Source organism: Candidatus Paceibacterota bacterium (assembly GCA_026195275.1).
Lineage (GTDB): Bacteria > Patescibacteriota > Minisyncoccia > Phycocordibacterales > JABMNX01 > JABMNX01.
The window spans coordinates 102,770-126,626 of record JAPHQU010000001.1; the positions used below are offsets into that span (position 1 = coordinate 102,770).

Annotated in this window: 28 protein-coding genes; 3 read left to right on the top strand and 25 right to left on the bottom strand. The window is 49.6% G+C overall.

Going from position 1 to position 23,857, the window contains the following annotated elements; translation table 11 throughout:
* Position 1: 1 nt before the first annotated feature.
* The 12 genes from rplV to OQJ98_00745 all read right to left on the bottom strand — a co-directional run bounded on the left by rplV (position 2) and on the right by OQJ98_00745 (position 9,870).
* Positions 2-331 (bottom strand): 50S ribosomal protein L22, encoded by a 330-nt coding sequence (rplV, locus tag OQJ98_00690; protein ID MCW9054486.1) that lies wholly within the window; start codon positions 329-331, stop codon positions 2-4.
* Positions 332-344: 13 nt separating this feature from the next.
* Positions 345-677 carry a 30S ribosomal protein S19 gene (rpsS, locus tag OQJ98_00695; GenBank protein MCW9054487.1) on the bottom strand — a complete coding sequence of 111 codons (333 nt, stop codon included), beginning with the start codon at positions 675-677 and terminating at the stop codon, positions 345-347.
* A 474-nt stretch (positions 678-1,151) separates the two neighbouring features.
* A complete protein-coding gene (gene rplB, locus OQJ98_00700) occupies positions 1,152-1,991 on the bottom strand; it encodes a 50S ribosomal protein L2 (protein ID MCW9054488.1) in 840 nt (279 codons plus the stop codon).
* Between the two features lie 6 nt (positions 1,992-1,997).
* Entirely contained in the window at positions 1,998-2,408 is a 411-nt protein-coding gene (locus tag OQJ98_00705) for a 50S ribosomal protein L23 (GenBank protein MCW9054489.1), read from the bottom strand.
* Position 2,409: 1 nt separating this feature from the next.
* Positions 2,410-3,102, bottom strand: coding sequence for a 50S ribosomal protein L4 (rplD, locus tag OQJ98_00710; GenBank protein ID MCW9054490.1), 693 nt, complete (start codon positions 3,100-3,102; stop codon positions 2,410-2,412).
* A 10-nt stretch (positions 3,103-3,112) separates the two neighbouring features.
* Complete coding sequence (gene rplC, locus OQJ98_00715; protein ID MCW9054491.1) at positions 3,113-3,718, bottom strand: 50S ribosomal protein L3; 606 nt, start codon at positions 3,716-3,718, stop codon at positions 3,113-3,115.
* A gap of 270 nt (positions 3,719-3,988) precedes the next feature.
* The gene (gene rpsJ / locus OQJ98_00720; protein MCW9054492.1) at positions 3,989-4,372 is read right to left on the bottom strand and encodes a 30S ribosomal protein S10; all 384 of its coding nucleotides are present in this window, start codon (positions 4,370-4,372) and stop codon (positions 3,989-3,991) included.
* A gap of 69 nt (positions 4,373-4,441) precedes the next feature.
* Positions 4,442-5,638 (bottom strand): elongation factor Tu, encoded by a 1,197-nt coding sequence (gene tuf, locus OQJ98_00725; protein ID MCW9054493.1) that lies wholly within the window; start codon positions 5,636-5,638, stop codon positions 4,442-4,444.
* A 267-nt stretch (positions 5,639-5,905) separates the two neighbouring features.
* A complete protein-coding gene (gene fusA / locus OQJ98_00730; protein ID MCW9054494.1) occupies positions 5,906-8,098 on the bottom strand; it encodes an elongation factor G in 2,193 nt (730 codons plus the stop codon).
* Between the two features lie 71 nt (positions 8,099-8,169).
* Positions 8,170-8,631 (bottom strand): 30S ribosomal protein S7, encoded by a 462-nt coding sequence (rpsG, locus tag OQJ98_00735; protein ID MCW9054495.1) that lies wholly within the window; start codon positions 8,629-8,631, stop codon positions 8,170-8,172.
* A 5-nt stretch (positions 8,632-8,636) separates the two neighbouring features.
* Positions 8,637-9,044 (bottom strand): 30S ribosomal protein S12, encoded by a 408-nt coding sequence (gene rpsL / locus OQJ98_00740; GenBank protein MCW9054496.1) that lies wholly within the window; start codon positions 9,042-9,044, stop codon positions 8,637-8,639.
* 178 nt (positions 9,045-9,222) lie between these two features.
* Entirely contained in the window at positions 9,223-9,870 is a 648-nt protein-coding gene (locus OQJ98_00745; GenBank protein MCW9054497.1) for a site-2 protease family protein, read from the bottom strand.
* Positions 9,871-10,086: 216 nt separating this feature from the next.
* Between OQJ98_00745 and OQJ98_00750 the strand changes: the two genes are divergently transcribed.
* On the top strand, positions 10,087-10,329 hold the full coding sequence (locus OQJ98_00750) for a bL28 family ribosomal protein (protein ID MCW9054498.1): 243 nt from the start codon (positions 10,087-10,089) through the stop codon (positions 10,327-10,329).
* Positions 10,330-10,389: 60 nt separating this feature from the next.
* Here OQJ98_00750 and OQJ98_00755 read toward each other — a convergent pair whose 3' ends face one another.
* Positions 10,390-11,256: an MBL fold metallo-hydrolase gene (locus tag OQJ98_00755; GenBank protein MCW9054499.1), complete on the bottom strand. Its 867-nt coding sequence runs from the start codon at positions 11,254-11,256 to the stop codon at positions 10,390-10,392.
* Positions 11,257-11,325: 69 nt separating this feature from the next.
* Between OQJ98_00755 and OQJ98_00760 the strand changes: the two genes are divergently transcribed.
* Positions 11,326-11,913: a Fe-Mn family superoxide dismutase gene (locus OQJ98_00760; GenBank protein MCW9054500.1), complete on the top strand. Its 588-nt coding sequence runs from the start codon at positions 11,326-11,328 to the stop codon at positions 11,911-11,913.
* 65 nt (positions 11,914-11,978) lie between these two features.
* On the opposite strand, the gene OQJ98_00765 is transcribed toward OQJ98_00760, so the two are convergent.
* The 5 genes from OQJ98_00765 to recJ are packed head-to-tail and all read right to left on the bottom strand — an operon-like array spanning position 11,979 to position 16,433.
* Positions 11,979-12,239, bottom strand: coding sequence for a hypothetical protein (locus tag OQJ98_00765; GenBank protein MCW9054501.1), 261 nt, complete (start codon positions 12,237-12,239; stop codon positions 11,979-11,981).
* A gap of 57 nt (positions 12,240-12,296) precedes the next feature.
* Positions 12,297-13,802, bottom strand: a complete 1,506-nt coding sequence (locus OQJ98_00770; protein MCW9054502.1) for a ComEC family competence protein — start codon at positions 13,800-13,802, stop codon at positions 12,297-12,299.
* Positions 13,803-13,810: 8 nt separating this feature from the next.
* Positions 13,811-14,221, bottom strand: a complete 411-nt coding sequence (locus OQJ98_00775) for a ribonuclease HI family protein (GenBank protein MCW9054503.1) — start codon at positions 14,219-14,221, stop codon at positions 13,811-13,813.
* Complete coding sequence (locus tag OQJ98_00780; protein MCW9054504.1) at positions 14,218-14,691, bottom strand: hypothetical protein; 474 nt, start codon at positions 14,689-14,691, stop codon at positions 14,218-14,220. Before OQJ98_00780 ends, OQJ98_00775 begins: the two co-directional genes overlap by 4 nt.
* Before the next feature lie 20 nt (positions 14,692-14,711).
* Positions 14,712-16,433, bottom strand: coding sequence for a single-stranded-DNA-specific exonuclease RecJ (gene recJ / locus OQJ98_00785; GenBank protein ID MCW9054505.1), 1,722 nt, complete (start codon positions 16,431-16,433; stop codon positions 14,712-14,714).
* 38 nt (positions 16,434-16,471) lie between these two features.
* Between recJ and OQJ98_00790 the strand changes: the two genes are divergently transcribed.
* The gene (locus OQJ98_00790; GenBank protein MCW9054506.1) at positions 16,472-16,876 is read left to right on the top strand and encodes an HIT family protein; all 405 of its coding nucleotides are present in this window, start codon (positions 16,472-16,474) and stop codon (positions 16,874-16,876) included.
* Between the two features lie 69 nt (positions 16,877-16,945).
* Here OQJ98_00790 and OQJ98_00795 read toward each other — a convergent pair whose 3' ends face one another.
* From OQJ98_00795 to OQJ98_00825, 7 genes are all read right to left on the bottom strand, one after another.
* On the bottom strand, positions 16,946-17,086 hold the full coding sequence (locus OQJ98_00795; protein ID MCW9054507.1) for a hypothetical protein: 141 nt from the start codon (positions 17,084-17,086) through the stop codon (positions 16,946-16,948).
* Between the two features lie 65 nt (positions 17,087-17,151).
* The gene (gene pgk, locus OQJ98_00800) at positions 17,152-18,273 is read right to left on the bottom strand and encodes a phosphoglycerate kinase (GenBank protein MCW9054508.1); all 1,122 of its coding nucleotides are present in this window, start codon (positions 18,271-18,273) and stop codon (positions 17,152-17,154) included.
* A 4-nt stretch (positions 18,274-18,277) separates the two neighbouring features.
* Entirely contained in the window at positions 18,278-19,060 is a 783-nt protein-coding gene (tpiA, locus tag OQJ98_00805; protein MCW9054509.1) for a triose-phosphate isomerase, read from the bottom strand.
* Between the two features lie 184 nt (positions 19,061-19,244).
* Positions 19,245-20,660, bottom strand: coding sequence for a hypothetical protein (locus OQJ98_00810; protein MCW9054510.1), 1,416 nt, complete (start codon positions 20,658-20,660; stop codon positions 19,245-19,247).
* A 7-nt stretch (positions 20,661-20,667) separates the two neighbouring features.
* A complete protein-coding gene (locus tag OQJ98_00815; GenBank protein MCW9054511.1) occupies positions 20,668-21,267 on the bottom strand; it encodes a type II secretion system GspH family protein in 600 nt (199 codons plus the stop codon).
* A 2-nt stretch (positions 21,268-21,269) separates the two neighbouring features.
* Positions 21,270-22,580 (bottom strand): hypothetical protein, encoded by a 1,311-nt coding sequence (locus OQJ98_00820; GenBank protein ID MCW9054512.1) that lies wholly within the window; start codon positions 22,578-22,580, stop codon positions 21,270-21,272.
* Between the two features lie 57 nt (positions 22,581-22,637).
* Positions 22,638-23,852, bottom strand: a complete 1,215-nt coding sequence (locus tag OQJ98_00825) for a type II secretion system F family protein (GenBank protein MCW9054513.1) — start codon at positions 23,850-23,852, stop codon at positions 22,638-22,640.
* Positions 23,853-23,857 lie beyond the last annotated feature (5 nt).

A 23,857-nucleotide genomic window follows, 5' to 3' on the forward strand; every position in this document is an offset into this window, starting at 1 on the left:
GTTATTTTTCTACTTTTCCTAGTGCCACGTGGATGTGACTTGAACGTTTTTTGATTGGCGCTGCGCGACCACGTGCACGCGCTCGGAAACGAACAAATGAGAGCCCTTCGTCAACTTTGATCTCAGACACCTTGAGCTCTTCGCGTTTTACACCTTGTTGTTCAGCGTTTGAGACAGCTGACTCGATCAATTTTTTCATCGGAAGTGCCGACTTTTTTTCAAGGAATGAAAGTGCCGTAAGTGCGCGCAGAACACTCTTTCCACGAACAAGATCAGCAACGAGGCGAACCTTGCGTGGTGACTGTCGGTAATTCTTTAAAAACGCTTTCATGATTGAATAAATACTACTTATCAGATGCCTTTGCTGCCTTTGCTGCTGCGATTTCGGCATCCTTCTTCTTCTGTTCAAGCTCCTTCTGCATCTTACCGCCATGTCGGTGGAACTTCTTGGTTGGTGAAAACTCACCAAGTCGGTGACCAACCATCTCATCAGTTACAAATACTTCAACATGATCACGACCATTGTGGACTCCAAAAGTGAAGCCGACCATCTCGGGAGAAATCTGGCTACGGCGCGCCCACGTCTTAATAATCCCCGCTTCTGCCGGTTTCTTACCCTCGATCTTTCGCATAAGTCGAGGCTCGACGTATGGTCCTTTCTTAATGGATCGTGCCATAAAATATGTAAAGCCAAAATAATAAGCCCTCTTCGAGCTTGCAGGGTATAGTAGCCGAAATAGGTTCTAATGTCAAATTTAAAGGACGGCGCTCTCTTATCTGTAACGCCGCCCTTATTTTGTGTACACATAGGTACGTGGCCCATCCTCAAACCTCACTGGAATCCAACCATTTTCACCCGATATTTGGAGGGTTCGGAGCCGCCGCACCCCTTTTGTTACACATACATCCACTCTGACCTTGTTCCCCTCGGGGTATTCCCGGACACTGTGGAAGACGACTCGCTGAGATATAAAACTCTCAACAGGATGAATTTCATGATCAAAACCACCCCCCTGACACGAAAAGGATTCAGTTATATTGCCGATCCACATAATCGCCACCTTCTTGTATAGTGATTATCTGATTTAACAAAAGCACGAATTAACAAGAAAATCAAAACACCCCGCTCGTGGGAGTGGGGTGTTTCTGTTCTATCGCTTTTTGCCAACTTTTCTCCGGCGAACGATGAGTGTGTTTGAATATTTCTTTGGCGTGCGAGTCTTCTGACCTTTTCCGGTCGGCTTGCCCCACTTGCTCACTGCGCGACGACGGCCGCGTCCTGCCTTTCCTTCACCACCACCATGTGGGTGATCAACTGGGTTCATTGCTGAACCACGGACCGTTGGGCGCTTACCGAGCCAGCGGTTTCGTCCCGCTTTTCCGATATTGGTGAGTTTGTGTTCCTCGTTTGAGACTTCTCCAATCGATGCCCATGCCTCGGCCGACACTTTGCGCACCTCACTTGACGGCATCTTAAGGAGCGTATAGCCCGCGTCAAGTCCAATGACCTCCGCGTAGTTTCCTGCTGAGCGGGCGAGTTTTGCACCCCCTTCAGGTTTTATCTCTATATTGTATACAAAGGTACCAACCGGGATATGCTTCATACGCATACGGTTGCCCGGCTTAATTGGCGCTCGATCAGCGATTGTGATCGTGTCCCCTACCTCAATGGACTGTGGCAATAGGACATAACGCCGCTCGCCGTCTGCAAAGAGAATGATCCCGATGAAGCCTGAACGATTTGGGTCGTACTCAATCGTCTCAACGCGCGCCGGGATGTTGCGTTTATTGTAGAGAAAATCAACATCACGAAAACGCCGCTTATGACCGCCACCTTTGTGTCGGGTTGTGATTCGTCCTGCACTGTTGCGACCAACTGAGCGCTTGCCGCCTTTTGTGAGTTTCTTGAGTGGCTTTGATCGAGTGAGTTTCTTGAGACTCACCTGTGTCATGCCGCGCCGTCCTGGTGTTATTGGTTTAAATGATTTCATATTGGTTTATGCGATACTGATCGTGTCACCTTTCTTAAGGTAGACGTACGCTTTCTTCCCTCCGGATTTTGTTCCAAAGAGATTGCGAGATCCACGCACACGCACGCGCTTTGACGGAACTCTCGTGATGTTGATCTTCCGTGGCGTCACCTTGTAGAGTGTTTGAATCGCCTCAATAATGTCGTGCTTGGTCGCACGAGGGGAGACATCGAAAACATATACTCCTTCCTCGGCATTGAGCGTAGCTTTTTCGGTGATTCGCGGACGAGTAAGTATCGATGCGGTGTCTCGTGTGATAACTGGCGTAGCCTTGGTGTCGACCTTCTTTTCCGCTTTCGGCGTTTTCTTCTCTACTGCCGGAGCTACCGCTTCTGCCGCGTTCTCCTCACCGTCTTTTTTTATTCGAAATAATGCCATATTACTCGTTTACTATCACTTCTTCTTTGCGTGTCGCTCCCTTGCTCTCAAGGAATGAAAGTGCCTCAGATGGATTCGCGAAGATGACATACTTGGTTGCCAACACGTCACGCGCATTAAGATTGCGTACCTCGCCAACCTCCATGTTGCCGAAGTTATTAAAACTCCTCTCAACCACAGGGTCCTTATCAGCGGTCACCACAAGAGCACTATTGCGCTTCTTTGAGGTGAGCGTATCAAATCCTGCAACCTGTGACAATGCACCAAGTGTTTTCTTTGCCTCAGCGGTCTTTGGCGCATCAAACGCAAATGAATCAACAAAGAGAAGCTCCCCATCACGAAGTTTCTGTGAAAGCGCAGTATAGAGCGCCTTGGTGCGCATTTTCTTATTTATCTTCTTTGAGTAGTCCTTGTCGTTTCGCGGACCAAAAGTAACACCGCCACCGCGCCAGAGTGGTGAACGGCTTGAGCCGTGACGCGCGCGACCGGTGCCCTTCTGGCGCCATGGCTTTTTACCGCCACCGCGCACTTCGCCGCGATCTTTCGTGTGAGCTACGGGCGTGCGTGCGTTTGCCTCGATCGCAACAACGACCTGATGCACGAGATCAGCATTCCACGGAAGTCCAAAGACCTGCTCGGGGAGCGAGATGGTGCGAACCTCTTTTCCTTCTTGGTTGTATACTTTTGCGTCCATACTATAAAAATTACTTTACACGAATCTCAACGAGGGTTCCTCGGTGTCCGGGTACCGCGCCCTTAAGCACGATCTGATTGTTCTGCGTGTCGACCTGAAGCACTTTAAGGTTCTTGACCGTTACCCGGTCAGCACCCATACGCCCTGCCATACGAAGCCCTTTAAGCACACGCTGCGGACCCTGTGCTCCAATTGAACCCGGAGTTCGCTCGTGGTGTTTGTTACCATGCGAACGACGACCGCCGGCAAAACCATGGCGCTTCACCACACCCTGGAACCCTTTACCTTTTGAGACAGCTGAAACCTCAACAACATCTCCCACCTCAAACTTTGAGACATCGACGACATCTCCACGATTGAATTCCTCATCAGTTTTGAACTCTTTGAGCGTACGAAACATGCCAAGATCTTTGAAATGCCCCTTCTGTGCACTCGCAACATTCTTTTCGTGCTTCTCACCAAAGCCAACCTGCACCGCTTGGTATCCGTCTTTCTCGGTCGTCTTTACCTGAGTCACGGTCACAGGACCCGCCTTGAGGACGGTTGCCGGCGACACAGCACCAGTCTCATCAAAGACTTGCGTCATGTATTGCTTTGTTCCAAGAATGAATTTCATTGTTACGAAAAAATCCGCAATGGACAGAGTTCCATGTGCGGAATATCTGCCATTGGTCCGCGAGGCGGACATAGCTACCCAAAATTGGGTACAGGGAGAGTATACAGGAGTGGAATAATAATGCAAGTAGAGCGCCCGCACCTCACTTGGAGGTTAAACGTTCTAAGTATTCTGATTCTCCATAAAATTTATCTAATGTGGCACTGGTGCTGACACAACAAAAAACCGCCTATATAGGCGGTTTTTTGTTGTGTTTCTGATAACCAGAGACTACATCATCTTCACCTCAATCGAGACACCTGAAGGTAAAGATAGGTTGGTCAACGACTCGATGACCTTCTGGTTGGGGTTGAGTATGTCGATCATCCGCTTATGGACCCGCATCTCGAATTGTTCTCGCGCGTCCTTATGTACGAACGTAGACCGATTTACCGTGTAGCGCTTCTTTTCAGTCGGAAGCGGCACCGGTCCCACAACCTCAGCGTCGTAGCGCATCGCGGTATCGATGATCTGCTTCACCGATGTATCAAGGAGTTTGTGCTCGTAGGCGCGAACCCGGATACGAAGGCGTTCGATGCCGCCGGAAGCTTCCGGCGATTTCTTTTTTGCAGACGCTTTCTTTGTCGTTTTTTCTTTTGTCTCTTTAGTTGTCATGGTTCTTTTTTCTCTTTTGGATGACACGCGTGTAACTACCAGTGTAGCACAGAGTGTCGTTTGTGTTGCTTAGGCAACAACCTTGGTGACGACTCCAGCACCAACGGTTCGTCCTCCTTCACGGATAGCGAAACGCTGTTGGTCTTCGAGTGCAATCGGCCCAACAAGCTTTACCTTGAAGGTAACCGTGTCACCTGGCATCACCATCTCTGTTCCTTCAGCGAGGGTCACCTCTCCGGTAACGTCAGTAGTTCGCATGTAGAACTGCGGCTTGTAGCCAGTAAAGAATGGTGTATGTCGTCCACCTTCGTCTTTGCTGAGAATGTACACCTCTGCTTCAAACTCAGTGTGAGGAGTGATTGAGCCTGGCGCTGCAAGTACCTGACCACGGTGGATATCTTCTTTCTTGATACCGCGAACCAAGAGTCCTGCGTTGTCGCCCGCCTGCCCTTCCTGAAGCTGCTTGTTGAACATCTCAACTCCGGTGATTGTGGTCTTGACGGTGTCTTTGATTCCAACAATCTCAACTTCTTCACCAACCTTGATAATTCCTCGCTCGATACGTCCGGTAACAACAGTACCGCGACCTTCGATTGAGAAGATGTCCTCGATCGGCATAAGGAATGGTTTGTCGGTCTCTCGCTCAGGAAGCGGGAAGTACTCATCCATCGCCTTAATAAGCTCTTCAGCCTTCTTTGCCCACTCATCATCAGCTGATGATGCCTCAAGTGCTTTGAGACCTGATCCGCGAATAACAGGGGCGTTCTCTCCGTCAAACTCGTACTTGGTGAGAAGTTCACGAACTTCCTCCTCCACGAGATCAACAAGATCCTGGTCATCAACCTGGTCTACCTTATTAAGGAAGACGATGATCTTCGGAACACCAACCTGCTTTGCAAGAAGGATGTGCTCACGTGTCTGTGGCATCACACCGTCTGAAGCGGCAACCACCAACACTGCGCCGTCCATCTGTGCGGCACCGGTGATCATGTTCTTGATGTAGTCGGCGTGTCCTGGCGCGTCAATGTGCGCGTAGTGGCGCGTTGGTGTCCAGTACTCATTGTGAGAAAGCGCGATGGTAATACCACGTTCTTTCTCTTCAGGTGCGCTGTCGATAGCTTCAACAGCTTTCACGTTTGCACCGTAGTCTCCACCCATCATATCGAGGACGTGGAGGATCGCAGCGGTAAGTGTGGTCTTTCCATGGTCAACGTGACCAATGGTTCCCACGTTTACGTGCGGTTTTGAACGATCAAAATCTGTCATGATAATTTTCTTTTAATGACTTAGGAATTCCCAGAAGTAAGCGCGCGAGAACGATAACTTATTTCCAAGAACTACCAATGACTAATAAATGAACGGGCAGAACCCGCACAAAAAAACACGCGTTAATGCGTACCGAACATACTACAGAGGGCTAGTGTGAAAGTCAAGAAAAAAGAAGCTGAAAATCATTAACTTTAGAAAGTAAGATAATCGCGAAAAAACACCAACCTGCAGGTTGGTGTTTTTTGTGGCTTATATAATACTCTTTTAACTACGCGTCGCAATAATGTCTTGTGCGACATTCTGCGGAACAGCCATGTATGAGTCAAATTCCATGACCATATTCCCGCGACCTTCGGTCATTGAGCGAAGGGTGGTGGTGTAGCCAAACATCTCTGAAAGCGGCACCTTGGCGTGGATTACCTTAAGCCCACCAGTACGATCTTCCATACTCTCTACCTGCCCGCGTTTTGAACTGATGTTCCCGTTGATATCACCCATGAATTTTTCAGGAACAACGATCTCAACACGCATAATCGGCTCGAGGAGTACCGGATTTGAACGCTTCGCCGCATCTTGGAACGCCTGGGATCCTGATATCTTAAAGGCAATCTCCGATGAGTCGACATCGTGATATGACCCATCGAAGAGCTCCACCGACACGTCCACCATTGGGTAGCCGGCAACAATACCGCGCTCCATTGCTTCTTTCACTCCCTTCTTGACCGCAGGGATGAACTCGTTCGGGATGATACCCCCCTTAATAGAGTTGACGAACTCAAAATGGTCCTCACGGTCAACTGTGCGGAGATATTTCTCGAGTTCTTTCTCGTCCTCCGGTAGTGGTGCTAGTGGCTTGATGCGGATCTTGGTGTGTCCGTACTGACCACGACCTCCCGATTGTTTTACATATTTATTCTCTGCCTCGGCACTTCCATTGATTGTCTCACGGTAAGCCACCTGTGGTTTACCGGTGTTTGCCTCAACACCGAACTCGCGCTTCATGCGGTCAACAAGAATATCAAGATGAAGCTCGCCCATACCCGAAATGATGGTGTCTCCTGTCTCGTCATCACTCTCAACGCGGAACGTTGGATCCTCATCCGAGAGTTTTGCAAGTGCAACACCAAGTTTCTCCTGGTCTGCCTTTGTCTTCGGCTCAATACGCATTGAGATAACAGGGAGACGAAACTCGATCTTCTCAAGCTCGATCGGGTGTGCCGGATCACAGAGTGTTTGCCCAATCTTCGCCTCTTTCATTCCCACCGCTGCAGCGATCTCGCCGGCGCGAACCTCTCCTATCTCTTCACGCTTATCTGCCTGAAGGCGCACAATACGACCAACACGCTCTTTGTTTCCGGTTGTCGCGTTAAGCACCGTGCTTCCCGCCTTCACCACTCCGGAGTAGACACGGAAGAATGAAAGTTGTCCGACGAATGGGTCGGTCTGGAGCTTGAAGACGAGCGCTGCGAATGGCTCATCCTCGGATGCTTTCCGCTCAAGGACCTCTTCGGTACCCGGCTTTACTCCTTTTGCCGGCGGCATATCAAGTGGTGAAGGGAGATAGTCAACCACCGCGTCAAGGATGTTCTGCACACCTTTGTTCTTAAGCGCTGAGCCGGTAAAGACGGGGAAGATCTCGTTTGCGATTACCCCTTTGCGAAGGAGCTTCTTGAGATCTTCGAGACTTGGCTCTTCACCTTCGAGATACTTCTCCATCGCCACTTCGTCTTGCTCAACGATCTTTTCAATAAGCTCGGCTCGATATTTCTCAACATCAGCCTTAAGATTCTCAGGAATATCATCGGATATAATCACCTCTTCTCCAAGATTCCCTTCTGATCGGTATACCTTTCGAGTAAGGAGATCGATAACACCATTGTGCATCTCTTCTTCCCCAATAGGAATCTGCATGCGTACCGCGTCCTTACTCAAACGCTCAAGGATGCTCGCGTATGAACGCTCGAAGCTGGCTCCGGTTCGATCAAGCTTATTAATAAAACAGAGTCGTGGCACCAAGGCGTCTTCAGCGTAGCGCCAGTTGGTCTCTGACTGTGGCTCAACACCGGCAACACCGTCAAAAACAACAACTGCACCGTCGAGCACGCGCATAGAGCGCTGCACCTCTGAGGTAAAGTCGATGTGTCCCGGGGTGTCGATAATATTGAATCGGTGTTTGGTCGGGTCACTCTCGGCACTTGCCACTACCTTACCATCGTCTCCAAGACGGTCGTATGTTGGTGTCCAGAAACACGTGATTGCGGCTGCGGTGATGGTGATACCACGCTCACGCTCCTGCTCCATCCAGTCGGTCACGGTTCCACCTTCGTGTACCTCACCAATCTTATGGCTCTGCCCGGTGTAATATAAAATACGCTCAGACGTCGTCGTCTTTCCCGCGTCAACGTGCGCCACAATACCAAAGTTGCGGACTTTCTCTAGTGGATATTCTCGTGCCATAAAATCAGTTTATAAAGTTAAAAGTTATAAAGTTCGCAAGATATTCTTCTGTACTAAAGATACCCTGAAAATTACCAGGCGAAGTGAGCAAAGGCCTTGTTCGCCTCTGCCATCTTGTGTGTATTCTCTCGGCGCTTTACCGCCTCTCCTTCACCTGCGTACGCGAGCATAAGCTCTTCGGCAAGTCGCTTATGCATTGGCATGCCTTTACGCGCCTTTGCAGCTGCAATGATCCAACGCATTGCGAGCGCAAGACGTCGCTCTGCGCGAATCTCGCGTGGCACCTGGTAGTTTGCACCACCGACACGCCGCGAGCGCACCTCAACTGATGGCTCAACATTGCGGAGCGCTGTCTCGAAGATCTCGATCGGGTCACCCTTCTTCTTGAGCTCATCGAACGTTCTGTACACAATCGTGCGTGCAGTGTTCTTCTTGCCGCGTTCCATGATGTAGTTGATGAGCTTCGCTACCTTCACTGAGTCATACGTGAAGTCTGGCTGAAGTTCTACTTTTTTCTTGAGTGGTCGTCGCATAGTTATTATTTTTCTCGTTTTGCACCGTAGCGGCTTCGGCTCTTCTTTCGGTTTGCTACCCCCTCCGCATCAAGCTTACCGCGCACAATCGTGTAGCGCACGTTAATGTCTTTCACGCGCCCACCGCGCAGAAGCACCACTGAGTGCTCCTGAAGGTTGTGTCCCATACCGGGGATGTATGCGGTTACCTCCATACCGTTCGTAAGACGAACGCGGGCAATCTTTCGGATAGCTGAGTTCGGCTTACGCGGCGTCTTGGTCGTCACCTTTGTGCAGACTCCACGCTTGAATGGTGAGGGGTAGAATGCCGGACGATTCTTAAGTGTATTGAAACCACGAGTAAGTGCCACCGCTTTTGATTTGGTGACCGGCTTTTTTCGTCCCTTTCGAGCAAGTTGATTGATTGTTGACATAATTCAAACAGAAACACGCCAGTTGCGTGTGGACACTACTGTACTATGCCCGCTTAAAAAATGCAACAAAAGACGGGGCTGAGGCTCCGTTTCAGATGTTTTGTTCTCTTCTTCCGTATCCATTAATCAAATGAATCTGCTCAGTATCCAAACACACTCCTCGTCCTCTAATAATCTCCTAGATGCCAACGATATGTTGTGTAAGAGAGTAGACAAACTGTATGAACACACCACTAAAGAGATAGATAAAGAGAAGAATGAGTCCAAATCCGAGGAATACGTTGTACTCAAGCGTGACGCGCAAGCGGTCATATGCCTGCGCGAGAGAGGACGGTAGAAATGCCGCAAGCACCTTTGAGCCGTCAAGTGGTGGGATTGGGATGAGGTTGATTGTCGCCAGAAGTATATTAATAAATACAACAAGTGTACTTATCTCAATAAACGCCGGTGTAAGGAAGCCGAACAATGACCCGATATGTACCACGACACCAAAGAAAAGTGCGATAAGGATATTCACGCCGGGACCAGCAAATGCCACGAGTGCTTCGCCCCACTTCTGCGCCCACGCGTACTTACGCAAATTATACGCATTGTACGGCACCGGCTTTGCCCATCCAAAGAGAATCGGAGAACTCGAGAGAACCAAAAGCCCCGGAATAATGATCGACCCCATGAGATCGATGTGCTTCAGCGGGTTAAGGGTGAGTCTGCCGGCAACGCGCGCGGTCGGATCACCAAGTGAGTTCGCAGCGTACCCGTGTGCAACCTCATGGATAACCACTGAGAGGATGAGTATGATAATAGCGAAGAGAATTCCTGTTTCCATATATAGTCTATAGCTTATCGTCTTTACCGTGGTACGTAAATGGCGATTTGCATAAAACGAAGTAAACTGGTATATTCTGTAGCACTTGATTGAGTGGTGGTGTGAAGATCACCCCAGTGGAATCCTCCGCAGTAGTGGCGGAGGTGTGCCGCCAAGGCGACACATTTCACGGGGTGTCAGACCTTCTCATTCGCTCCGCTCATAACAAGGTCTAACATGGCAAAAGAATGTCCAATCACAAAGAAGACCTCTAAGGTTGCTGGCGGCTACAGCAACCGTACTCGTGCTACCCAATTCAACCCAACCGGCAAAAAGCGTCGCCAGGTGAACCTCCAGAAAAAGACTATTTTCGTCCCTGAGATTGATAAGAAAGTGACTGTCAAAGTATCAACCAAAGGAATCCGCACGATCAACAAGAACGGCGCATACAAAACCCTCAAGAAAGCAGGACTAATTTAGAAAGTTGAAGATGGAAAGCAGAAAGTAGAGACTAAACCCCGGCGCCATAGGCGCCGGGGTTTATCTTTTGGTGACTGAAAAGCCGTCTGATTCAAAGAGAATTGTTCCGACATCCGCTGTGTTCACAGTTTCAATTCCAAGCGCATTGAAAAGACCTATCACTTCTTTATGCGGATGTCCGTAACGATTATCCTCCCCAGCAGAGATGACCGCAACTTGCGGGCTAACCGCGCGTACAAATGACTCATCACTCGATGTTTTTGAACCATGATGTCCTGCTTTGAGTACGTCGCTCTCCAAACTCCTGCTGTTGAGGTAGACAAGATACCGCTCAATAGTCTTCTGTGCGTCCCCGGTGAGCATAAACTCTGTCTCGCCGTACACAATACGGATGATGACCGAGCCAGAGTTCGTCTCAAGATGAGCGACATCACGGTCAGGGAAAAGTATGTCAGCGTACACCCCGCTCACCTCGTCGAGGACAACACGCTGTCCGCGGCGCGCAAGCGCCGCGGTGACATTGCTCCTTGAGACGGTCTTCTGCAGCTCTTCATATACTGCTGTGTCGTTGAATACACCCGAGTGGAGATATTGAGAGACTTCGTAGCGCGAAAGCACCTCAATCAGCCCGGCGATGTGGTCTTTGTCGGGATGTGTTGCGAGAACTACATCGATTGACCGGTCGCCCCACGGCATGACTTGTGAGAGTTCACGGAGTACCCCCGTGTTCGACCCGCCATCAACGAGCATTTGGTTGCCATTTGGCGCTTCGATGTATATTGCATCGCCTTGCCCAACATCAAGGAACGCAACAGTGAGCACCCCCACCCGATCTGTTGCCGCAAGCGTTGCAGACCAAATAAAAAAGTTGAAAAGAATGAATATCAGAACAACGAGTGAGCGTGAGTAGAGCTGTATAGACTTCATACACTTTTAGTATACAAGAACAAACATTTAACTTTTGCTACAATAAAGAAAACTAATCACACATTACGTATGGAGTATCAAGAACAAACATTTAACCTACCAGCGCTCGAAGGAATCTCAGCTGAGCAGATCGAGGTACACCTCGGGCTCTACCGCGGATACGTGAAGCACACAAACCTTATCCGCGAGAAAATCCATGAGCTGGAAGTCGCAAACAAAGAAGGAAATACATACACGATTGCTGAGCTTCGCCGACGCTTTAGCTTCGAATTCGACGGTATGCGCATGCACGAATACTACTTTGAGTCTCTTGAAGATGGTGCAAAGACACTCGAAGATGGCGCACTTAAATCGGCGCTTGCGGATAAGTACGGAAGTTTTGACGGATTCATTGAGCATTTCAAAGCAGTTGGTATGAGCCGCGGCATCGGCTGGACTGTCCTCTACTGGGACCCGAAAGGAGAAACACCACATGTCGCATGGGTTTCTGACCACGAGCTTGGTGTGCTCGCCGGGCTCCCCGTCCTCATCGCGATGGATATGTGGGAGCACGCCTTCATGGTTGACCATGTCCCCGCCGAGAAAAGCGCGTACATCGACGCCTTTCTCAAAAACCTTAACTGGAGTGTCGTCGAAAGACGATTTGGAACTCTATAGAAACAAATGACGGACATCGATGTCCGTCATTTGTGAATAGGGTTTTAATCTCTATTCTCGAGAATCTAGCTTGATCCTCCTGGGGTACCAGGAGTTCCTGGAGTTCCTGGATCTTCAAGAGCGTCGCACCCCGCTTCAGGAACCGGGTACTTGTCACCGTGCGCTTCGTGCGCAGGCCACGACCTCTCACTGACTTTGATTATCTCCCATGGATGTTCTTCAGAGCCGGTCTGGTGGCAGATCTCCATGCGCGTCTGTGTCATATACATCCCCGCTCCCGCAATAGCGGCAACAGCAACTCCGAATACAACTATTTGTGTTGGCATATTATTTATCGTATGTATTAAATGAATATACATATAGTATACCTGACACCTCCAACGCTATTCCACCAACATCCGTGTAAAACTCTCTTCTTCTTGTCTGCGCCAACGAATGAGAATCAAGAGAACGACTCCATAAAGCAGGTAGATACCAACCATAAGCCACAACGGGAAAGTGTCGAGATGCAGTGATGCAAAGGGGAGTCGTGCGAAGAGATCGACCACACCAAGCTGATACGAAAGAAAGATCTGCGCAAGAAACGCAAACGGTGTCGCGAGAGATTGACTCACAAACCCCACAACACCCGCGAGAAACCCGAAGAGCATGGTAATTGGCACCGTAATCAGCACAAGGAGGTTTACCGGCAAAGCGACAAGCGAGAGCTCGCCGACCTTGTAGAGAAGAAGTGGCAGTACAAATATTTGCGTTGCAATAGTCGCCGTCGCAAACTCGCGAAATTGCAAACGACTCGGCACGAAGTGAAGCCACTCCTCAAGAAGCGGCGCAAGCCAGATGAGCCCAAGCGTCGCAAGGAACGAGAGTTGAAAGGACGCGTCGTGAATAAGGATCTTTGGGTTGTGAAGCAACATGAGAAACCCCGCGATGAAAAGCCCCCGGGTCATGTCGCTTGTGCGCCCAGTCGCGCGCGCAAGAATCACAAAAAGCGCCATGATGCTCGCGCGCACAATAGTTGCCGAGCCACCAACCATGATCGCAAAGAGAGGGATCGCGCTCACTCCAAGCATGAGCCCGATTGCAGACGGAAAGAATGAAAGTGCGCGCATGATCGCGTCTGCAACGATGGTCACGTTGTAGCCGGAGAGCACCACAATATGGATGATACCGGTGGTACGAAAGTCTTGCTGCAGCTTCTCGCCGAGTGACTGCTTCGCACCAACGACGAGCCCACCAAGAAGCGAGCTCTCCGGGTCTGGGATGAGTCGGCCAATACTCTCAAGAAATGAATGTTTAAAACTAAAAAGATGACGCTTGATAATATTTCCATGCCCACTTGATACAAAGGATATCTCGGGGAATATCATTTCATAAAATATGTCGTCCTTTGAGAGATATGCTGCGTAGTTAAAGTACCGACCGGCGTCTGTTGTGAATCCACCCGGTTTCATAAGCTCACCCTCAAGACGCACACGGTCGCCATAGTGAAACACGGGGTACGAATCCGCAACTACGCGGACCTTTTCACGGACGAGAGTCTCAGAGATGTGGTCTACAACCACTGTGTAGTTGGTATTATTCTCGCGCCGGTCCGGTTCATCAATAACAACCCCTTCGAGTATTGCTTCACTTCCCGTACGTGATTCAAACTCGATACCTCCACGCTTGAGTTCAGCAATATCCATGCGCAACACCCCGCTCCCAACCGCAAGAATGACAAAACTAACAAGCAATACTTTTCTGCGCTCCTGAGAGACGAGCGAAGAGAGTGCAACAGCTCCTCCGAGAAAAAACACAAAGAAAGAAAATGCAAATCCAAGATCAAAAAAGGAGCGCCAGAGCACTCCGATACCAAACCCGATGATGATTATGTAGAGGAGAAACTTCATAAGATCCGCTACTCCCCGCGGTCCATAGCTTCATTCGCGAGTCGGTCCGCTTCTGCGTTCTCCGCGCGCGGTATATGCGTGAAGGTAACATGTGGCATGTCTTTGAGCATCTCTTGGATCCGGTTGTATTGATCGCGAAGTGTGGGCATCTTAATACGGTAGTTACCATTGAGCTGCTCGACCACGAGTTGGCTATCAAGCTTAAAAAGTATCTTTTCCTCTGCAAATCCGAGATCTTTCGCGGTATGGAGTCCAAGGATAACCGCTTCATACTCCGCCCAGTTGTTTGTCTGCACACCAAGAAACCGCGAGGTCTCTTCAATAACCTTCCCGTCATCCCCCACAATAACAACACCGGCTCCAGCCGGCCCTGGGTTATTTCGCGCACCTCCGTCGGTATAGATCGTGATGTGTTTCATTCGTGTAAGTATACCAAAGAAAAAGAAACGGCTCGCGCACAATGCGCGAGCCAGGAAATGTGAAGGCGACGGAAATTGAGGGTCGACACTCTTTTACGAACAACGAACCCATTCCATTGAGTACCCTCCTCGTCAAAGAAGGCATACGAGTCATCGACCTTGCTTTTTTTGCCGTGGTAGAGACCAACTCCATACGGCAAGGGGACCGTGAACTCTTCCACGAATCCATTGCCGAGAATCTGTTTTGCAAGCGACGGGTCGGTGAGTGCGACGCCGCAAATGTGATACTCATGCCGAAAGAAGTAGGTTTGAAAAGATTTTTCTTGGTGCGACGCTTTCACATGAAGGACGTAGCAGTCGTCGAGGAACACCTTTTTAATCCAGCTTCCCAGAAAGAGAACATATTTCAGCATGGTTTTTCTCCCTTTGTCTGTTTGATACGCCAGCTGTTCTAGAAAAGATAGTAACATCCTTTCACAGGATGTCAAATCTAGCGAATGTCCACAATACGAAGCCGGAGTTCGGGAGACCGTCCAAAGGTTGAGCGCTCAATGTGCGCAACCACATTAACATTCTTCCCCGGCGCAATATCGACTTCGAAACTTTCTTCAGTGCGGAAAAACGCAATCGCCGGAATAACTCTTCCGTTATCAGCGAGACACACCTCAAGATGATTCATGGTCTTCCCGAAACGTCGCACACTTTCAATTAGCACATTTTCGAACAGAAATATTGGTTTTGGATTACCTTCGCCAAACGGTGCAAGTTGATTGATTAACCGGTAGGTGCTCCACGACACATCAGCGGGCGTCAGTGTCGCATCAACCTGTATCGACCCTTCTTTCTCGAGGGTTTCCACTTGTTCGTATGCTGTGTTAAGCACTGCTTCAAGTTCGTGCACACACTCACGAGTCACTGAAAAACCGCCGGAAAAGTGGTGTCCGCCAAAAGCAATAAGCGAGTGTGTTGCCGCCTTCATAAGTGAGACAACACTCACCTCTCCGTTTGAACGACATGACCCTTTAAGCACCCCACCACCTTCTTCTCCCCAGAGACACACTGTCTTTCCATGCTCATCTACAAGCGAGTTGGCGGCGAGTCCGAGGAGCGACGGCTTCCATTTTGGGTTCCCCATCACAATAACCTCGCCAAGTGAGTCTCGCTCAGCAATTTCTTTCCTGATCTCGCGCACCATCGCGGCAACGACCCCTTTTCGCTCATTATTGATCTTGTGCAAATGTTCTGCATACATACCACCCTCTGCCTCATCGCGGGTCGCAAGTAAATGAAACGCTTCATCCGGTCGGTCCATGCGGCTTGCCGCGTTGATGCGCGGAGCGATCATGAACCCAATATCATCTTCGGTAATCTCGTGTTGTTTCATCCACATCTTTCGGAATAATTTCATAAGCCCAGGGCGAGGCGATTTCCTGAGCACCATAAGACCATAGTGTGCGAGCACTCTATTCTCCCCCGTGAGCGGTACCATGTCGGCAACAGTTGCAATACCTACAACATCAAGGAGCCATTTCTCCCACCCTTCTGATATAGCAAAGTACTCACCCCCGAATTGTTTGTCCCCTTTTTGTATGAGCGCAGTGACCAGCTTCCACGCAACCCCCGCACCACAGAGCCCATCAAATGGGTAGGTGTCATCCGCCTGTTTGGCATTCACGATTGCGTAGGCCTCAGGCAACTCATCGCCCGGGAGGTGGTGATCGGTGATGATTACCTCAATACCAAGTTCGTTGGCATGCGCCACCGCATCAACATCAGTGATCCCAACATCAACAGTAATAATAAGTGAGACTCCTTGCTCATTAAGTTTGTCTATTGCACACGCATTAAGCCCGTACCCCTCTTCGTGTCGGTGTGGGATGTAGTTGGTAAACTTCTTGTATTCGACTTTTTTGAAAAAGTCGTGAAGCACCACGCCGCCGGGGATACCATCGCAGTCAAAATCGCTGTATATCGCAATCATCTCTTTGTTTTTCATTGCCACGAGAATGCGATCAACCGCGCGACCCATATCTTTCATTAAAAAAGGGTCGTGAAGATGTTTTCCATAATCGGGATGTAAAAAATGTTCCGCTTCCTCGCGGGTCGCAATACCGCGGTTTGCGAGTAGTGTCCTCAAGAGCGACGGGTACACGTCAAGAGCATCCGATTCCTTTGTTTTCTCCTCCCGATTTTCTTGAGTACTAGTTGTCATTTTGGCTCATTTTATCATACAATCAGCATACGACTGATATGGACGACCTATTCGACAAAATCATCCGTGGCGATGTGCCCTCCGAGAAGATTTACGAGGATGAGTACACGTACGCATTCCTCGACATTAACCCAAACAACCCTGGGCATACACTCGTCGTGCCAAAGGTGCACTCAACAAACGTTCTCGATATCACCGAAGACGACTGGGTACACCTCATGAAGACAGTGCGTCTCCTCGCGCCCAAAGTGAAAGAGGCAATGGAGGCTGATGGGGTACATGTGTACATGAATAACGAGCCAACCGCATTCCAAGAGATCATGCACACCCACGTGCATATCATCCCACGACACAAAGGTGATGGTTTCCATCCATGGAAAGGAACACCTTACAGTAGTGAAGAGATATCAAAGGTTGGAGACGCTATTCGCGCACTACTCTAATCTCTGCAAAAAAGACGGCGACCTGAAGTCGCCGTTTTGATATGTGTGCAAAAGAAAACTCGACACACCCTAGAGAACACCGAGAAGGAGAGAGGCAACGAAAAAGATCATGACCACTGCACCGATTGCGCCAACAAGCCGGCTTTTTGTGTTGCTTTCCTCTTTCCGTTGATAGGGCACACCGACACCGAAATTCTCCTGGTCTCCCATACCACACCTCCTCAAAGTAGTTTCTATTACTAAACTCACTATAACAAAAAGCGACAAATCCGCCACTAGTGACCATCTTCGAGCGCCTCTATCCCCGGCAGAGTGCCATGAAGAAGAAATTCAAGCATTGCACCACCACCTGTTGAGACAAAAGAAAACTTGTCACGAAGCCCCAACTGCGAAACTGCCGCGACTGTGTCACCACCCCCAATCACACAACGTGCGTCGCTTTCAACAATTGCGTGCGTCAGCGCATCAGTACCCTCTGTAAACCCGTGCTCATACTCACCCAGCGGTCCGTTCCAAAGCACAAATCGCGCCTGCGCAATCTTATCTCTAAGGAGCTCTGCGGTCGCCGGACCTGCGTCAAGAATACGCTCACCTTTCTCTATCTCATCAAGACGTCGAATCTGGTTCTTGCCACTATCAGAGACAACAACATCAATCGGGAGTGACACATTCGGGAGTGAACCCAGACCGGACATATCAACGTCGGCACCTGAAATGAGTGAGTCCCCGATCTCAAAACCTTGTGCACGGAAAAAATTGTTGGCAAGCGCGCCGCAGACAAAGACCTCGTCGTAGATTCGGCTGAACTTTTCGATGAGCGGGAACTTGGTCTCAAACTTTATGCCACCAAGAATAAAGATTGATGCATCCTCCGGTTGAAGAGAATGTGTGAGCGCCTCAATCTCCTCGCGCAAACGCAGCCCGCCATAATGTGGCAGATATCGAGGAACTCCAATTATTGACGCGTGCTCACGGTGCGACGCGGCAAACGCGTCGTTCACATACACGTCTGCCAAAGAAGCGAGTTCGCGCGCAAAGTCGTCATTGTTATCAACTTCACGCGGGTCACGACGCACATTCTCAAGCAACAATATCTCTCCATCTTCAAGTCTCTCAACGGCAGATCGAGCAACATCGCCAACAATGTCTTCGACAAAGCTTATCGGGACGTGTTTTCTGAGTTCGCGATATATTGGTTCAATCGAAAGCGCATCACGCCCAAAATGACTGAGTATAATGACCTTTGCTCCCGCATCACGCAAGAATAATAGCGTCGGGAGCAACACGGTCACGCGAAACGCGTCAACAACCTGACCATCCACAACTGGCGCATTGTAATCAGCGCGGAGCAATACGCGTTTTCCGGAGAGGTCTGTTACATTATCGATCCATTGCATGTTTTCACTTCACGCCACCTTGGGCAAATTTAAGTATTTCATTAAAACTCTTTGCCGACAGGCTCGCATGACCAACCAGAAGCCCGTCTACCTCGCCTTCCGCGAGAAGCGTGGCCACATTCCCCGGCTCAACTGATCCGCCATAGATAACCGGTAACCGAAACGCCACCTGCTTCTTATAAAGCTCAGTAATGATCTTCCTTATAAAGAGAACGGTTTCGTGTAATTCATCGGGCTGCATAGCAGCTCCCTCGCCTTTACCGATTGCCCAGATTGGTTCGTACGCGATAACGATGCGTACGAGTTGCCGTTCGCTCACCCCTTTGAGTGCCTTCGTGATCTGACTTCGCAGGAAAGTAAGATGTGTACCCTCACGATGATCACGGTCGGACTCACCGACACACACTACTGGTGTAATGCCCGCCTTAAGTGCGGCAAGCACCTTTCGATTAACCGCCTGGTCGTCCTCTCCCTGCGCCCTTCGCTCTGAGTGTCCCAAAATGACATACGTTGCTCCGATGTCTTTGAGCATTTTTGGACTCACCTCACCTGTATATGAACCTTTCTCCTCCCAGAACATATTTTGTGCACTAAGGAGAATACGATGACCACGATAGAGTGATGAGAGAATCGGAAGATATATTGACGGCGGTGCAATGACTGTCTGCACCTTCGCAAGTTTGCTCGCCATCTGTTTTACCTCAGCAAAAAGCCGTTTTGCATCAGCCGCGCTTTGCGGGTTCATCTTCCAATTGGCAATAATGAGTTTTTTCCGTACTTTTGACATTGCCACTATTGTAGCATGCTCGTAGAACGGAGTAGCTATGAGACGTCCACTGTTTATGCCGTCTGTTCCGCATACCAATAAACGCCAAGCACGTCCCTGGCGTTTACCAAACAAGCGCTTCCCAGAGCCATAATAAACGCCAACCTGAGGTTGGCGTTTATTTTCTCTAGCTTTCAGAGGTGGACTACAGCTCTTCTCGCCACTCTATAAAATTAAAATCATCGCTTGTGTACGGCGTGAGTGGTGGCGGATCTTTTGCTTGTGTGCGGTCGTATGAACTGTTTCGGGTGTTGTACCCGGAACAATAGACACCATTACAGTTCCACTTGGTGCCAACACGACCATTGGAGACAATGGTTCCACTGATCGTAAGCGAGTTCTTGTATGCATCGTCTGGATTGTATTCCTCGGCTGCGTCGTAGTAGTTGCGGCCAAAATGACCGGTTTGTGCGATAAAGATACCGCGAATCGATAGGTCATTCGGGGATACCGCCGGTATCAAGATATCCTCCTCAGCAATGACTGTGAGTCCATCGGTCCCCGCAAGTGTTGAGTAATTGATATCGCCTTCTATAATGATGTCTGTTTCAATATTTGCGTTCACGAGATCAGCTGACGCAATGGTGATCTTCCCCTTTACTGTTCCTTCAATCCAAAGTTTGTCTTCAACAAAGACAAGACTGCAATCAGCCGGTGGTGTGTAGCTCTGCAGGAACGTCTCTGAGAGTATTGTGTTGTACTCTTGCTCCCACCCCCACTGCGAACTGTATCCCCAATCACCATTGCCGGCACTGTCAACGCGATATACATCCAGGGTGCCGTCACTCTGAAAGACTACATGATATCCATACGCACCGGAGTCGCCAAGATAGATACCGCCACTTCCCGCGAGCGTCTTCATTGTTGAGAGGTCAGCGGTAATCCCCGCAAAATCGATTTGCGCAACGGGGAAATCCCAGAGATGTGAGTTTGGGCCAACGCCAAAGATACCATCTTCGGTTGAGTCTGGGTCACAGTCAAACGTTGCGGTGCATGTCCAACTTGCAACTGCACTCTCGACCAGCGATTGATTCTCCCCATCCATACGGATGCCGCCATTTGAATGGTAGCGCCCCATAATAGTTCGGTCTTCTCCCGCCCACACATTTCCATTAACGATGTAGGCATATTCAGCAACAGACGGGTGTGCGTACCGTCCAAAGATGACTCGCGTGAGTGAAGTGTCGTCGCTTGTCCAGCCAGTTGAAGTAATGTCAATCGAGGTGACTACGCCGCACTGCGTGTTGCCTTCAACATCGAGAGAGAAGGTGCCAATCTCACCACTCTCCGGATCATTGTAGGTGTGCTCATATGGACCACTCGCTCCCGTGCCGTCTTGGAGATCATCAGGGAAATGTGCAAGAAACCACTTGTAGTAATCAAGTCCGGCCTCAGCAATCGCTCCGGCCTTCTCTCGGTTCTCTTTGGAGAACTGTACTTTGTTTTGAATGAAGATATACCCTGAGAGTGATGAGACGACAACAAAGAACACGCCGGCAAATACCAAAACAAGAATTGTGATGTAGCCACCGTATTTTGTTTGTCTATCCTGGTATGTCATATCGAGATTATTCATCACGCAGGTTGCGCAAAGTGGCACTTGACCGAAGTGTGTAGTTGTTTGGCAAGCGTGATGGGTTAACATTAACGACCACCTCTGCTTTGATGAAGCGCACATCGGTCGTGCTTGCTGTGCTAATCTCACTCCCCGCGCCATTGTAATAAGTGAAGATATCGATCGACTCAGCATTATTCCTCACATTGTCGGATATTGTTGATACTTCCTCCTCTACATCGTTATACGTTAGCGGGTCACCAGCTGAATCCGTCACGCCACGCTTGAGGTCGGTGCCATCAAGGAAGTAACGCACCCGCTCGATGAAAATATCAGAATCAACATCGCTATAGAAAGTGATGGTGGAGGTGGCTATGGAGACAATTGGGTACGCTCCCTCGTCTGAGAAAGTCGCCTCTCGTATATCTTTGACCATTCCCTCGATTCCTTTTCGCGCACTTTGAACCGCGAACGACTGCTCAAGCGCATGCGTGTTCGAGCGATAGAAAAAACCGATAGAAGCGACCAGTGCGCCGAGTACAATAATGAACACCCCAAGAACCATAAGTGTTTCAAGTAGTGTGAAGCCTTTTTGGCGAGATATATGTATCATACTTAGCTACTTGAGAGGATAACATGAAGCATCGACGCACCGTCTATCTCAACATTGTTTACCGTCTTCGCGGTATACCCAGAGAGAGAAACATCAGCGGTGTACGAGTTGCCACCATCAATGGTTCCTGAGGAAAGACTGTCATCAAAGAACGTCTGCCCACACTCCCCGGTACTCTGCGTCGTATCATACCCACTGCGATAGAGGCGCACCGAGGCGCCGGAAAGCAAATTGTCGCTTGCGTCTTTCACATCGACCAAGAGTGAGTGTGCGACATCAGGGGCAAGATAGATCGATACTGTCTCACTCGCACCAGGAGAAAGGTCTGCCGGCTGTGGCTGACACGACTCAGCGATATCATACCCCGTGGCGGTGTCGTCTATCTCAATGGTGTATTCATCCCATTCGAGTGAGGTGGTGGTTACGCTGCCTGAGGCGCCGGTGTTAATTGTGCTTTCATATTTATAGATTGGGTTACTCTCACTGTCCGTACCAATGGTCTTTGAACCACGGACCGAGAACGGAATATTTGGAAGTGGTGTCGTTGTACCAACCTCAAACGTCTCAACCGTTATCTGGCCAAGCACGTCAATCGAGAAGGACTGTGACGTGGTATTGGATTCGGTGACGGTCAGGTGACCCGGGCTTGGATTAGGGTTACTGCCCGATATCGAGTATGTTTGTGAGCCACTGTATCCGCTTTTACTTACGGTGATCTCGTAGTCACTTCCTGCAGGTGCGCCAGGAAACTCAACAACACCCGCTGTGCTGCTATACGTAGAGAGAGCGACAGCCGGACTCACCGATGAATTTGCCACTGAGACTAGCGCACTAGGAACCACACCCCCGAAAGCGTCGAGCACTGTTATCTTCAAAGTCCCACCGCCGACGACACTCTCTACACTCGACGGTACGATATTTGTTGCCAAAGAAAATTCTCGTGTCTCACCGCGAAGATCCCACGACACAACCGTCTTCACCACTTTATAGTCAGTGGTGATACCGTTCTCGTCAGAACCGCCAGAGCCATCCTCAGGTGCGTCAACATACCGCACAAAAGTACGCCGCGTATAGGTGACGCCGTTGAACATCTCCTCCTCTTCTTCTGCCAAGATACCCGCGGGAATACCGCCAACCGTTCCGACATCATCGTATGAGAGTGAGCGAATATACTCGACACGTTCGTGCGCGAGCGCGAGCGCACCGGTCTTTAGTTTGACACTCTGGACCAACTCAAGGGAAAGCTTGAATGCACCAAACAGTCCGAGGAAGACAACAAGAAGAATCGCGGTCCCAAATACCGTGTCGATCATTGACATACCTTTTTGTGTGCTCAATCGAGGTTTATACACCATAGAGTAAAACCAACGCTAAATACTTTCAGAGAGCGAGTAGATCGGTGAGATCATCGAAAGCGCAAAGAAACCGACAAAAGTACCGATTACTATCATAAGGAATGGTTCAATGATGGTCGACATATCTTTTGTCTTTTGCTCAACCTCTTCCTCAAAGAATTCCGCGACTCGCAACAACATGTCAGGCAACTTCCCCGTCTCTTCTCCAACTGAGATCATCTCGCCAACCAAGATCGGGTAGAGATGTTCGTTTTCCGCAAACGCTCCCGAGAGCGATGCACCTTTTTGCACGTCGTGCTCTGCTCGCTTGAGCACCTCGCGGTAATACGAGTTCTGCATCACATCGCTCGTGATTGAGATTGCAGTAACAATCTCCACTCCGGAAGAGAGTAAGGAGGCGAACGTACGCGCAGTACGCGCTGCATACACCTCTTTCACCAAAGGGCCGACAATCGGAATATGAAGGTAGGTGAACTCCCATGCGCGTCTTCCTTGAGGTTGGCGAAGTCCAAGATAAAACAGACCGCCGAGTGCGAGCGGAATAAGGAGTGCGAGCAGTGTGTTGTGAGTGAGAAAATCGCTCACTCCAATAACCGCTTGTGTACTCTTTGGCAACTCAGCGCCAAGCTCGTTGAATGTCTGGGTCAATGTTGGCACCACATAGATAAGCATCAAAACACCGATTATGATCATGGCTATAATGATGATGCTTGGGTACATGAGCGCACCGCGGATCTTCCGTTTCAGCGTATAGGAACGCTCAAGTTGTCTACCGATAAGCGAGAGTGCATACGAGAGCTTCCCACTCTCCTCACCTGCGCGCACCATTGAGACAAAAAGTGGCGAGAAGACTTTGGGGAATTCACCGAGCGCACCATGGAAGCTTCCACCAGCTTTGATGTTGCGGTTGAGCGACGAGAGAACGATCTTTAATTTTGGATTTCTTGTCTGTCGCTCCAAAACCGCAAGTGAACGAGAGAGTGAGAGACCCGCGTCAATCATTGCACCAAGATTTCGTGTTACAACGATCTTCTCATGTTCACGCACCGCGCCAAAGACCTCATTAAACCACTCCATTGAGAAACGGCGACTCCCCGCCTCCACTACCTCAAGAACCTCTCCGCCTTCTTCGCGGATGCGCGTGTAGAGTGCAAATTTATCCAGTGCACTTATCGTGCCTTTGTAGACCTCTCCTTCTTTATTCTTTGCTTTATAGTGAAATTCGGTCATACAAC